Source organism: Nitratireductor aquibiodomus, assembly GCF_900105565.1.
GTDB lineage: Bacteria > Pseudomonadota > Alphaproteobacteria > Rhizobiales > Rhizobiaceae > Nitratireductor > Nitratireductor aquibiodomus.
The window spans coordinates 970,860-982,977 of record NZ_FNSL01000001.1 but is presented as its reverse complement, the minus strand read 5'-3'; the positions used below and the strand labels follow the sequence as shown (position 1 = coordinate 982,977).

Here is a 12,118-nt window from a genome sequence, read left to right as displayed (position 1 = left end):
TGTTTCTTCCCCCTCAAGAGACAAAGACCAGGAAAAGGGCGACGAGGTATTGCGCCGCCTGTTGAAGACCCCTCCCGATCCGAAGACCGGGAGGGATACGGACGTCGCGCTCCTGACGGCTCTAAGGACACACCGGGCGTGCCAAGAGATTGTTAGGCTCAATGCCGTTTGATTCAGTCTTGAGGTACTTACGTCCTTTGCGGACATGCACTTCAATCCAAACAGAATTACCTTGCGTATCCACGGTCCAGAATTTGTCACCGCCTTCTATCAGGCTGATCAGTTGATCAATGGTTCGATACCATTGCGTGCTGCCCTTGCCACCAAGGCCCTGAATTCGGCGGTCTGGATCGTCATTGTCTGGTTTGTGACAGTTTACTCGAAAGGTTCCCATCTGGGTCTCCTGTGGGATAAGGTCACAGGAAGCTTGACGGAATCGCCTCGAATTTTAGTGTGACGAGCGTACGTCGTAGCCAAGCCCCCTGCGGCTGGTTGCGTTAACGGCGGTGGTGCTCTGGGGAGAGAATCAGCCACCGCCGTTTTCATTGGATGCCGCAACGGCATGCGCGCGCAAGGGTTGAACCCCGCTACGCCCGTGATTCACAGGTTGCTCTTGTTCTTCTTTCGTTGGAATGGAAGGAAGCATTATGGCAAATTCGTCACGGCAGCGCCACGACCACGCACGCCGTCAGAGCAGCAATACAGTGACAGCATTCTGGCTATGATTGAGTCTCAGCCCTAGCAAGCTTCGTGCCCCGGGACGCATTCCATTCGCGCCGGTCAGCCCCCATATTGGGGGCATCCGAGTTTGAACCGTTCGAGACAGGCCATGCGTTTTTCCCTCCCGACCCTTGCCGCATCACTCATCGCGTCCGTTTTCATCGCAGCCCCCGCATCCGCCGAGCAGGTGGGCGAAATCGGTGTCGACTGGCTCGGCAACGACATTATCATCGAGGCCGTGCGCGATCCCAAGGTCGAGGGCGTGACCTGCCACGTCACCTATTTCGACCGGGGTGTGATCGACCGTCTGCAGAAGGGGAACTGGTTCGAGGATCCGTCAAATTCCTCCATTTCCTGCCGCCAGACCGGTCCTATCGTTGTTGGTGACATCGATCTTGGCGAAGATGGCGAGGAGGTGTTCAAGCAGCGCCAGTCGCTGATCTGGAAGTCCGTCGTCGTCAAGCGCATTTATGACGAGAAGAATGACACGCTGATCTATCTTTCCCACGCTCGCCAGGTGCAGGACGGTTCGGCCAAGATGGCGATCTCGACCGTGCCACTCTACGCGCAGGAAGCGGTCTGGACAGAAGAGAAATAGGCTGTCGCAGGAGGCGGGTGCGGTCTGCGCACCCGCAGATGTCAATGCCGTCTATTGAGATTCGGCAAGTCGAGGCCTGTCGTATGGGCACCACCAGTACGCGCGGTAGACACAGTTGCCCTGCGCGTCGCCAAAGGCGTGATAGGTGCGCTTGAAGCGCTTTTCTTCGATGCCGAAAAGGGCGGCCACCTCGGCGATCTGAAAATCGTTGAGCCCGGCTTTCGCAAGATCCCCGAAATAGATCTTTGAAACAAAGCCGTTCTTGTCAAAATCCAGGCAATGACGGAAGAAGGAGATTTCCTCATTGCTGAGGATCGAAAGGTGCGATGAATCAAGCTTCTGGTCGTCCCCGCAAAATTCATCGAAATCTTCAAATGATCTGATCATAACTTTCCTCCACGGCGCAATTGCAGTGAGAATTGCAAGGTCAGGCTACTTTAATTTTGACTGAACTGTCACTCGAAATAAAACGCGCGGTCGTGGAAGTTTATCCGTCAAGATATGCGTAAGCACCAGTTGCCGTGAAGGCGAGGCGGGTGTCGCCCTCGGCCCGCATCTCCACCCGTACATAGGCCATGCGCCTTCCGTTCGACAGAACCTCGACCCGGATCGCCACCGGACCGGGTTTGAGCGGCCGAATGAAATGCGTGGTCATGTCTACCGTGGTGCAGGTGCGGAAGCGGCCATTGACGGCAGAAAGGGCCGCCACCGCGCATGTATCCGCTGCCGAGGCGGTCGCCTGCCCACAGACAACACCGCCCGCATGCGCAAGGTCCACGTTTTCCGGCAAGCGGAAGTCCGTGCCCGTTTCGTCGGCTGAAAGCGCTTCTATTTCAAGGGCCGCGATCCATGGTGCGAACACCGTTGCAAGCGTGTCGCGCGCGGCCTTGAGGGCCGCCTCTCCGGTGGTCGTTTCGCTCATCTATCCTCCATTCGCGAAAAAGCGTTACGAAATATTGCAAGTTTAGAGAGTTTTTGTTACATATTGAATGTGGGCTTTGCCCCGCCCTGAGTCGCGCGTGAGCATGGAGGACGAGCGATGTATAGCCAAGGGCTTATCGGCGCGAAGACCGATACCACCGAAGACGAGGCCTTTCTCGCCGCCTTTCAGGCGCGGATCGACGCCGAGGAAAAGATCGAGCCCAACGACCCGATGCCGGAGGGTTATCGCAAGACGCTCGTTCGCCAGATCGGCCAGCACGCGCATTCCGAGATTGTCGGTATGCTGCCGGAGGGCAACTGGATCACGCGCGCGCCGTCGCTGCGCCGCAAGGCGGCCCTGCTTGCCAAGGTGCAGGATGAGGGCGGCCACGGGCTCTATCTCTATTCCGCCGCCGAGACGCTGGGCGTCTCGCGCGAGGAAATGACCGAAGAGCTTCTGTCCGGCAAGGCAAAATATTCCTCCATCTTCAACTACCCCACGCAGACCTGGGCCGACATTGGCGCGATCGGCTGGCTGGTGGATGGCGCGGCCATCATGAACCAGATCCCGCTTTGCCGTTGTTCCTACGGCCCCTATGCCCGCGCCATGATCCGTGTGTGCAAGGAAGAGAGTTTTCACCAGCGTCAGGGCTACGAGATCATGATGACGCTGGCGCGTGGCACGCCCGAGCAAAAGGAGATGGCGCAGGATGCGCTGAACCGCTGGTGGTGGCCCTCGCTCATGATGTTCGGTCCTTCGGACGGCGACAGCCAGCACAGCGACCAGTCCATGAAATGGAAGATCAAGCGGTTCACCAATGACGAGCTGCGCCAGAAATTCGTCGATGCAACGGTGCCGCAGGGCGAGTTCATCGGCCTGACCTTTCCCGATCCCGACCTCAAGTGGAACGATGAGAAGGGCTCTTACGATTTCGGCCCCATCGACTGGGACGAGTTCTGGCGCGTGGTGAAGGGGCATGGCCCCATGAACCGCGAGCGCATCGAGGCCCGGCGGAAAGCCTGGGACGATGGCGCATGGGTGCGCGAGGCGGCACTCGCGCATGCGGAAAAACGGAAAGCCCGCCGCGATGCGGCGAAAATGGCGGCGGAGTGAGCCACATGACGAAGAACCTGATCCCCCTTTGGGAAGTTTTCATCCGCCCGCGCAACGGGCTGGCGCACAAGCATTGCGGCTCGGTGCACGCCGCCGACGAGGTGATGGCGCTTCAGGCCGCGCGCGATGTCTATACGCGCCGGGGTGAGGGCACCTCCATCTGGGTCGTGCCGTCGTCTGCGATCACCGCGTCGGACCCGGAAAACAAGGACGAGAATTTCGAGCCATCTCTCTCCAAGGTCTACCGTCACCCGACCTTCTACGACATTCCCGAAGATGTGGGGCATATGTGATGGCCACCGCTTCTCCTGTTTCCAGCGAGATGCTGACGGCGTTTCTGCTGCGGCTTGCCGACGATCATCTGATCTTAGGTCACCGGCTTTCGGAGTGGTGCGGTCACGCGCCCATGCTGGAAGAAGACCTCGCCATGCCAAACATGGCGCTCGATCTCATCGGTCAGGCGCGGTCGCTCTACCAGTATGCCGGCGAGGCTGAAGGCAAGGGCCGCGACGAGGATCGACTGGCCTATGTGCGCGGCGAGCGCGACTATGTGAACTGCCTGATGGCCGAGCGCCAGAACGGCGATTTCGCACACACCATGCTGCGCCAGTTCTACTTTGCAGCCTTCATGCAACCGCTCTGGCAGGCCATGATGACCTCAACCGACGAGCATCTCGCCGGCATTGCCGCCAAGGCCGAGAAGGAAGTCGCCTATCACATCCGCCATGCCGGCGAATGGGTGGTGCGCCTTGGCGATGGCAGCGAGGAAAGCACGCGCCGTATGAAGGCGGCGGTCGAGGCGCTGGCGCCCTATGTGGACGAACTGTTCGAGAGCGACGAGGTTTCGCGGGCTGTTGCCGAGGCCGGCATCGCGCCCGATCCGTCCACTTTGCGGCCTGCTTTCGACGCCATCGTCGGTCCAGTGTTCGCCGAAGCGGGGCTCGACTGGGTGGAAACGCCCTATGGCCAGACCGGCGGTCGGCAGGGCCGCCATGGCGAGGCGCTGGGCTTCCTGCTTGCAGAACTGCAATACATGCAGCGCACCTATCCGGGGATGACGTGGTGATCGGCGAAACGGTGGTGACGGCCTTTCCCTCAGGCCGCCTTTTCTCCGCAGGCGGGGAGAAGGAAGAGCGCGCCTATCGCGCCGCTGCCGCTGTGGTCGATCCGGAAATCCCTGCCGTCACCATTGCCGAACTCGGCATCCTGCGCGGTGTCGAGATGGATGGCGATGTGGCCGTCGCCCGCGTCACGCCCACCTATACGGGCTGCCCGGCGGTGCTCGCCATTGAACTGGCGGTGGAAACGGCGCTGCGTGAAGCCGGTTTCGAACCGCGCGTGGAGCGTGTCATTTCGCCCGCCTGGACGACGGACTGGATTACGAAGGAGGGGCGCGAAAAGCTGCGCGCCTATGGCATCGCGCCACCCGTGAAAGCCTCCAACTCCATTCGCGCCCTTTTTGGCGAGACGGAAGTGGCGTGCCCGCGCTGCGGCTCGCTTGAGACCGCACGCATTTCCGAATTCGGCTCCACGGCCTGCAAGGCGCTTTATCGCTGCCAGAGCTGCCACGAGCCGTTCGACTATTTCAAATGTATCTGACCGACCCCAGACCGAGGTGACCATGGCCCCGCGTTTTCACGATCTGAAAGTGACCTCCATCGAGCGCCAGACCCCTGAAGCCGTGGCGATCGCCTTCGAAATCCCGGCGGATCAGGCGGAGGCGTTTGCCTTCACGCCCGGCCAGTATCTGACGCTTGCCACCGATATTGACGGGCAGGAGGCGCGACGCTCCTATTCCATCTGTTCCGCGCCCGGCGATCCCTATCTGCGCGTCGGCGTGAAGAAAGTTGCCGATGGCCGCTTCTCTACCTTCGTCAACGATGTGCTTTCGGTCGGCGACACGATCCGCGTGATGCCGCCGCAGGGGCGTTTTACCGCGCTCAAGGGCGAGCGCCACGATTACCTTCTGTTTGCCGCCGGCTCTGGCATCACGCCGATGCTCTCCATCGCCCGCACGGTTCTGGCCCATGAGCCCGACAGCACGATCACGCTGGTCTATGGCAACCGCTCTACCGAGACGATCATGTTCCTCGAGGAACTGAACGATCTCAAGGACTGCTATATGAACCGCTTCACGCTGATCCACCTTCTGTCGCGCGAAACGCAGGATGTGGAGCTTCTGAATGGCCGCATCGACGCTTCCCGCGTGGGCGAGCTCGCTGATGGCGGCCTCATCGAGCCCGCCGCCATGGATGGCGTGTTCCTGTGCGGCCCCGGCGAGATGATCGACGCGGTATCCGGCACGCTTCAGACCATGGGTGTCGAGCGCGACCGCATCCGCTTCGAGCGCTTCACGCCGTCGGGCGAAGCGCCGGCCCCGCGCAAGGCGTCGAAGGCCGCGCGTGAGGCTGTTCAGGAAGGTGTTGCGGTCGAAGTCGTGGTCGATGGCGTGCGCCGCAGCTTTTCCATGCAGGATGCCGATGGCACGGTGCTCGATGCCGCGCACAAGGCTGGCATCGAGCTGCCTTACTCCTGCGCCGGCGGCATGTGCTGCACCTGCCGCTGCCGCGTGGTGGAGGGGCAGTCGGAAATGGCGGTGAACTTTTCGCTGGAACCCTGGGAAGTCGAAGCCGGCTTCACGCTCGCCTGCCAGACCCGCCCCACGGAGAAGAAACTGGTTCTCGATTTCGACGCGGCCTGATTGGCGGGTATCGTTTTTACGCTGCATCTGGCATGCCGCCCCCGTCCTTCGACGAGCTCAGGATGAGGGCTGGGCTGGTGGGAGGACTTGGCAAGTCGGAACCCAACCTGTCAGTGGCATTCAAGCGTAATCCCGCCCAATCAAAGATAGCACGGTCAATCTGCCTTCTCCCTCATCCTGAGCTCGTCGAAGGGCGGGGGAGAAGGCACGCGCTGCCATGGCTGTTGGCCAACGATGCTCAGCGCTTCTCGCGAATATCCGTGAGCGTCTTTGCCGGCGTGATGGCTTCCGGGTCGAGCTTGATCTCGATCAGCGCCGCTTTCCCGCTCGCCTGCGCGCGCTCGAAGGCGGCTGCAAAGTCCTCGGTCTTTTCCACCGTCTCGCCATGCCCGCCATAGGCGCGGGCGAGGGCTGCGAAATCGGGGTTGTTGATCGAGGTGCCGGAAACGCGGCCGGGATATTCGCGCTCCTGATGCATGCGGATCGTGCCGTAAATGCCGTTGTTCACCACCACCACGATGATCGGCAGGTTCTCCTGCACGGCGGTGGCGAATTCCTGACCGTTCATCATGAAGCAGCCATCGCCGGCAAAGGCCAGCACCGGGCGTTCGGGAAAGAGCGCCTTCGCGGCCACCGCCGCCGGCGTGCCGTAGCCCATGGAGCCAGAGGTCGGCGCGCCCTGCGTGGCGAAACGGCGGAAGCGATGAAAGCGATGCACCCAGGTGGCGTAATTGCCCGCACCATTGGTGAAGATCGCATCGTCCGGCAGAACGCTTTCGAGATAGTCCATGATCGGGCCCATCTGCACTGCGCCGGGACCGGTCTTCGGCGGGGTCGACCAGTCGAGATAGGCCTGATGCAGGCGCTCGGTTTCCGCCGCCCATGGCGCGTCGCTCGGTGCAAGTGCGGCAAATGCCTCCGCGAAAGCGGCTGCCGAAGCGTTGATCGCAAGTGTCGGGCGGTAAACGCGGCCCAGTTCGCCGGCGTCGGCGTGGACATGGACCAGCTTCTGGTCGGGATAGGGGCTCTTGATGAGCGAGTAGTCGGAGGAGGGCATCTCGCTGAAGCGGCCACCGACGAGCAGCACCAGATCGGCTTCCTTGATTGCCGCCGCAAGCTTCGGATTGGGGCCAATGCCCACATCGCCTGCATAAGAGGAGTGCAGGTGATCAAACAGCATCTGCCGGCGGAACGAGCAGCCGACGGGCAGGGACCACGCTTCCGCCGCCTTCTGCAAATCGGCCACGGCCTTCTCGTTCCAGCGTGAGCCGCCGAGAATGACGAAGGGACGCTTGGCGCCCTTCAGAAGCGCCGCAAGCTCTTCCATTTCGGCTGCGCCCGGACGTGTTTCGACCGGCGTGAAGGGCCGTGGTGCGGGCGCATCCACCATATCTGTCAGCATGTCCTCGGGAAGCGAAATCACCACCGGGCCGGGGCGACCGGAGGTTGCCACCGAAAAGGCGCGCGTCAGGATTTCGGGAATCCGCGCCGCATCGTCGATTTCGGTCGCCCATTTGGCGATGGGGCCGAAAAAGGCGCGGTAATCCACTTCCTGAAACGCCTCGCGTTCACGCGCATGGCTCGCAACCTGTCCGATGAACAGGATCATCGGCGTGGAGTCCTGCATGGCGATGTGGATGCCGGGCGAAGCGTTGGTTGCGCCGGGCCCGCGCGTGACGAAGCAAATGCCGGGCTGGCCGGTCAGCCGTCCGTGGCAGTCGGCCATCATCGCCGCGCCGCCTTCCTGGCGGCAGACGATGTTGCGGATCTTTGAATCGTGAAGCGCGTCGAGCACCGCTAGGTAGCTTTCGCCCGGCACGCTGAAAATGCGGTCGACGCCATTGGCTTCAAGGCTGTCGACGATGAGCTGGCCGCCGGTCTTCATTCGTTGTCGTCTCCGATTTCGCGCAGGATCTCTGCCGTGTGTTCGCCAAGCCTTGGGCTTGGCCGCTCAAAGGCGAGCGGTGTCTGTGAAAGGTTGATGGGGGAGCGTACCGAGGGTAGCGCCGTGCCGTGCCCGTCACCGAGCGAAAGCTGCATGCCGCGGGCCTTCACCTGCGGGTCGGCGAACATTTCTTCAATCGTGTTGATCGGGCTTGCCGGCACCGCATTGGCGTCGCATTTGGCCAAAAGCTCCGCCTTGTCCCAACCCGCCAGCGTGGCCACGATGCGCTCGCGCAGCGCAGCGCGGTTAGCCACGCGCGCCGGGTTGGTTGCAAAGCGTTCGTTTTTTGGCAGCTCGTCAAGGCCGACAATCTTGCAGAAGCGCTGGAACTGGCCGTCATTGCCCACGGCGAGGATGATGTGCCCGTCCTTCACCGGCAGCACCTCATAGGGCGCGATGTTCATATGGGCATTGCCCATCTGCACCGGGCTGTTGCCGGAGATGAGATAGTTCATGTTCTGGTTGGCAAGCACCGCCACTTGGCTGTCGAGCAGCGCCATGTCGATCATCTGGCCTTCGCCGGTCGCCTCCGCATGGCGCAGCGCTGCCTGAATGGCGATCACCGAGTAGAGCCCGGTGAAGATGTCGCTCACCGCCACGCCCACCTTCTGCGGCTCGCCGCCCGGTGCGCCGGTGATGGACATCAGGCCCGACATGCCCTGAATGATGAAGTCGTAGCCCGCGCGTGGCGCATAGGGGCCGGTCTGGCCGAAGCCTGTGATGGAGCAATAGACGAGGCGCGGGTTGATGGCTTTCAGGCTTTCATAGTCGAGCCCGTATTTTTTGAGACCACCCAGCTTGAAATTCTCGATCAGAACGTCGGCGGTGGCGATCAGCTTTTTCAGCTTCTCGGCCTCTTCCGGTTTCGAGAAGTCGAGCGCGATGGATCGCTTGCCCCGGTTGCACGAATGGTAATAGGCGGCCGAAAGGTTCTCGCCGTCCGCGCCTTCCACGAAGGGCGGTCCCCATTTGCGGGTGTCGTCGCCGCCATTGGGGTTTTCGACCTTGATGACATCGGCGCCCAGATCGGCCAGAACCTGACCTGCCCATGGGCCGGCCAGAATGCGCGCCAGTTCGATGACGCGAACGCCCTTCAGGGGTGGGTTGTTCATGATCGCCCGCAGCCCTCCAATATTTTTGTGCTTTTGAGGTAGCAAACGGTCCGGTCGCCTTCCAGATGCGCAGACCGCATTATTTTGGCATTAATTGATGAGTTTTCCGGCCCAGCGGACAAAATCCTCCATTGCCTTTTCCCGGCCGATTTCGTTGAGAGATTCGTGCCGGAAACCGTCGTAAATCGTTGTTTCCAGATTCGAAAAGCCACTCTCTCGCAGTCGGTTTTCGAGCTTGCGCACGATCTTCCCGCCTTTGGTGGAGGGGTCCTCGCTGCCGCCGACAAGCATGAAGGGCAATGTCTTGCGGGCGGCCTCCAGTGCCGCTTTGTCGGCCGCCTTCAGGCTGAGATCGAACAGCGCGGTCCAGATGCCGATGGATGCTTCCCACCCGGAGAGGGGGTCTGCGATATATTTGTCCACTTCGCTCTCATCCCGCGACAGCCAGTCGGCATCGGTACGCCGGTCGGGAAAGGCACGCGCCCAATTGGCGAAGGTGAGTTTCGGCAGGAGCCGCGAGGGAACGTCCGAGCCCAGGCGGAAACGCTCCCATGCGAGCACTGCCTTCCCGGCAAGCGCCTCGGCCCGCGTTGCAAGTGGCGCGTTCCAGATCGCCGCGCCAGCGAGGCGGTGGCCATTGCGCAGCGCATAGTTGATCGCGATCATGGCGCCCATGGAGTGGCCGAAAATGATGATCGGGAGGCCGGCACGCTCCTGAGCAATGTGTCTGTGGACGGCTTCTACGTCCTTCAGAAGCGTTCCGGCGGTCGCCTTTGGGCCGATATGACCGAGCGGAGCACCCGGCGCCGTGGTCGCTCCATGGCCGCGATGGTCATGCGCATAGACGTCGAAACCGTTTTCAGACAGAAAATCCGCAAAACCGGCATAGCGGGCCGCATGCTCTGCAACACCATGGTTGATCTGAACCGCGGCACGGACCTTTCCACTCGCCCGGCGCGTGAAAAGGCGCAGATCGGAGCCGGCCGGCGTTGCGAGCCGGGTTTCAGCATCGAAGCCCATCTTCCCTCCGTGCAGCGGATTGCCCCGCCGCTTCGTTTGGCCTACATACGCTGCGCAACAGGTTCCCCCCAATTCGAGTGAGACGGAGCGCGACGAGCCACATGGCACGCCAATTCATCTACCACATGTCGGGCCTCAGCAAGGCCTATGGCTCCAAGAAGGTTCTTGAGAACGTTCACCTGTCCTTCTACCCGGACGCCAAGATCGGCATTCTCGGCCCCAACGGCGCGGGTAAATCGACGGTGCTCAGGATCATGGCCGGCCTCGACAAGGAATTCACCGGCGAAGCATGGCTCGCCGAAGGCGCGACCTGCGGATACCTTCCGCAAGAGCCCCAGCTTGACCCGGCCCTCGACGTGATGGGCAATGTGATGGAGGGCGTCGCGGCCAAGAAGGCGATCCTCGACCGCTACAACGAGCTGATGATGGACTACTCCGACGAGACGGCGGAGGAGGCATCCCAGCTTCAGGACCAGATCGACAGCCAGAACCTCTGGGACCTGGAAAGCCAGGTGGAGATGGCCATGGAGGCGCTGCGCTGCCCGCCTGGCGATGCGTCCATCGAACATCTTTCCGGCGGTGAGAAGCGCCGCGTGGCGCTGTGCCAGCTTCTCCTGCGGCAGCCCGATCTCCTTCTGCTGGATGAGCCGACCAACCATCTTGACGCCGAAACGACGGCGTGGCTTGAAAAGCACCTGCGTGAATATCCAGGCGCCGTGCTCATCATCACCCACGACCGCTACTTCCTCGACAATGTCACGGGCTGGATTCTCGAACTCGACCGCGGTCGCGGCATTCCCTATGAAGGCAACTACACGGCCTATCTGGAAGCCAAGGCCAAGCGCATGAAACAGGAAGGCCGTGAGGAAGCCGCTCGCGAGAAGGCGCTTGCGCGCGAGCGCGAGTGGATGGCCGCCAGCCCCAAGGCCCGTCAGGCCAAGTCGAAGGCGCGTATCCGCGCCTATGACGAGCTGGTCCAGTCTGCCGCCGACCGCCGTCCCGGCGATGCGCAGATCATCATTCCGGCCGGCGAGCGGCTCGGCAATGTGGTCATCGAGGCCGAAGGGCTTTCCAAGGGCTATGGCGACCGCCTGCTGATCGACGGTCTTGACTTCAAGCTTCCGCCCGGTGGCATTGTCGGCGTGATCGGTGCCAACGGCGCGGGCAAGACCACGCTGTTCCGCATGATTACCGGGCAGGAAAAGCCCGATGCCGGCGAGATCCGCGTCGGTGAGACCGTCAAGCTCGGCTATGTCGACCAGAGCCGCGACTCGCTCAACCCCGACAAGACGGTCTGGGAAGAGATTTCCGGCGGCAACGATGTCATCAAGCTCGGCGCTCATGAGGTGAACAGCCGCGCCTATTGCTCGTCCTTCAACTTCAAGGGCGGCGACCAGCAGCAGAAAGTCGGATCGCTCTCCGGCGGTCAGCGCAACCGTGTTCACATGGCCAAGCTGCTCAAGGAAGGCGGCAATGTGCTGCTGCTCGACGAACCGACCAACGACCTCGACACCGAGACGCTGGCCGCGCTCGAAGACGCGCTGGAAAACTTCGCCGGCTGCGCCGTCATTATCTCGCACGATCGCATGTTCCTTGATCGCCTCGCCACCCACATCCTGGCCTTCGAGGGCGACAGCCATGTGGAATGGTTCGAGGGCAATTTCGAGGATTACGAGCAGGACAAAATCCGCCGCCTCGGCCCCGACAGCGTCAATCCGAAGCGGGTGACCTACAAGCGGCTGACGCGGTAGACAGGCGCGGTCTTGTCGGTAAAATGTTTCTGGGAGGGGCCTCGGCCCCTTCATCATTTTGACATTTAGATTCTGTTTGAGTGTTTCAATCAGTATCGGATCGTGAACGTCCGCGAGCGTGTTTCCTTGACACCATGGCGTTTCAGCGTAAATCCGCCTTGAAGGCAAACACAGGCACGGATCATGCTGCGCACCAGCGAGCAAGAGGCTTCAGATTTTGCACCGCACCACTCCAA

Annotated in this window: 13 protein-coding genes; 7 read left to right on the top strand and 6 right to left on the bottom strand. The window is 61.6% G+C overall.

From position 1 onward, the window contains the following. Nucleotides 1-121 precede the first annotated feature (121 nt). Complete coding sequence (locus BLW55_RS04650) at nt 122-394, bottom strand: DUF3892 domain-containing protein (protein WP_090327041.1); 273 nt, start codon at nt 392-394, stop codon at nt 122-124. 435 nt (nt 395-829) lie between these two features. Here BLW55_RS04650 and BLW55_RS04645 point away from each other — a divergent pair, with 435 nt between their 5' ends. Continuing rightward, nucleotides 830-1,318: a CreA family protein gene (locus tag BLW55_RS04645; RefSeq protein ID WP_025029630.1), complete on the top strand. Its 489-nt coding sequence runs from the start codon at nt 830-832 to the stop codon at nt 1,316-1,318. Nucleotides 1,319-1,369: 51 nt separating this feature from the next. Here the strand turns inward: BLW55_RS04645 and BLW55_RS04640 are convergent, their stop codons facing one another. Together BLW55_RS04640 and BLW55_RS04635 are read right to left on the bottom strand one after the other, a co-directional pair. Beyond that, a complete protein-coding gene (locus tag BLW55_RS04640) occupies nt 1,370-1,705 on the bottom strand; it encodes a hypothetical protein (RefSeq protein ID WP_090327038.1) in 336 nt (111 codons plus the stop codon). Nucleotides 1,706-1,805: 100 nt separating this feature from the next. Continuing rightward, nucleotides 1,806-2,240, bottom strand: coding sequence for a PaaI family thioesterase (locus BLW55_RS04635; RefSeq protein WP_090327036.1), 435 nt, complete (start codon nt 2,238-2,240; stop codon nt 1,806-1,808). Between the two features lie 117 nt (nt 2,241-2,357). Between BLW55_RS04635 and paaA the strand changes: the two genes are divergently transcribed. The 5 genes from paaA to paaE are packed head-to-tail and all read left to right on the top strand — an operon-like array spanning nt 2,358 to nt 6,054. Then, nucleotides 2,358-3,353 (top strand): 1,2-phenylacetyl-CoA epoxidase subunit PaaA, encoded by a 996-nt coding sequence (gene paaA / locus BLW55_RS04630; protein ID WP_090327034.1) that lies wholly within the window; start codon nt 2,358-2,360, stop codon nt 3,351-3,353. 5 nt (nt 3,354-3,358) lie between these two features. Further along, nucleotides 3,359-3,646 carry a 1,2-phenylacetyl-CoA epoxidase subunit PaaB gene (paaB, locus tag BLW55_RS04625; RefSeq protein ID WP_007008364.1) on the top strand — a complete coding sequence of 96 codons (288 nt, stop codon included), beginning with the start codon at nt 3,359-3,361 and terminating at the stop codon, nt 3,644-3,646. Further along, nucleotides 3,646-4,419, top strand: coding sequence for a 1,2-phenylacetyl-CoA epoxidase subunit PaaC (paaC, locus tag BLW55_RS04620; protein WP_090327031.1), 774 nt, complete (start codon nt 3,646-3,648; stop codon nt 4,417-4,419). The genes paaB and paaC overlap by 1 nt, the downstream gene beginning before the upstream one ends. After that, nucleotides 4,416-4,952 carry a 1,2-phenylacetyl-CoA epoxidase subunit PaaD gene (paaD, locus tag BLW55_RS04615; RefSeq protein WP_090327029.1) on the top strand — a complete coding sequence of 179 codons (537 nt, stop codon included), beginning with the start codon at nt 4,416-4,418 and terminating at the stop codon, nt 4,950-4,952. The genes paaC and paaD overlap by 4 nt, the downstream gene beginning before the upstream one ends. A gap of 22 nt (nt 4,953-4,974) precedes the next feature. Continuing rightward, nucleotides 4,975-6,054 carry a 1,2-phenylacetyl-CoA epoxidase subunit PaaE gene (gene paaE, locus BLW55_RS04610; protein ID WP_090327026.1) on the top strand — a complete coding sequence of 360 codons (1,080 nt, stop codon included), beginning with the start codon at nt 4,975-4,977 and terminating at the stop codon, nt 6,052-6,054. Nucleotides 6,055-6,292: 238 nt separating this feature from the next. On the opposite strand, the gene BLW55_RS04605 is transcribed toward paaE, so the two are convergent. From BLW55_RS04605 to BLW55_RS04595, 3 genes are all read right to left on the bottom strand, one after another. Next, on the bottom strand, nt 6,293-7,939 hold the full coding sequence (locus BLW55_RS04605; RefSeq protein WP_090327023.1) for a thiamine pyrophosphate-binding protein: 1,647 nt from the start codon (nt 7,937-7,939) through the stop codon (nt 6,293-6,295). Then, nucleotides 7,936-9,111: a CaiB/BaiF CoA transferase family protein gene (locus BLW55_RS04600; protein ID WP_090327021.1), complete on the bottom strand. Its 1,176-nt coding sequence runs from the start codon at nt 9,109-9,111 to the stop codon at nt 7,936-7,938. The genes BLW55_RS04605 and BLW55_RS04600 overlap by 4 nt, the downstream gene beginning before the upstream one ends. A gap of 90 nt (nt 9,112-9,201) precedes the next feature. Then, complete coding sequence (locus BLW55_RS04595) at nt 9,202-10,131, bottom strand: alpha/beta fold hydrolase (protein ID WP_090327018.1); 930 nt, start codon at nt 10,129-10,131, stop codon at nt 9,202-9,204. Nucleotides 10,132-10,232: 101 nt separating this feature from the next. Here BLW55_RS04595 and ettA point away from each other — a divergent pair, with 101 nt between their 5' ends. Further along, nucleotides 10,233-11,882, top strand: coding sequence for an energy-dependent translational throttle protein EttA (gene ettA, locus BLW55_RS04590; RefSeq protein ID WP_090327016.1), 1,650 nt, complete (start codon nt 10,233-10,235; stop codon nt 11,880-11,882). The last annotated feature ends 236 nt before the right edge of the window (nt 11,883-12,118 follow it).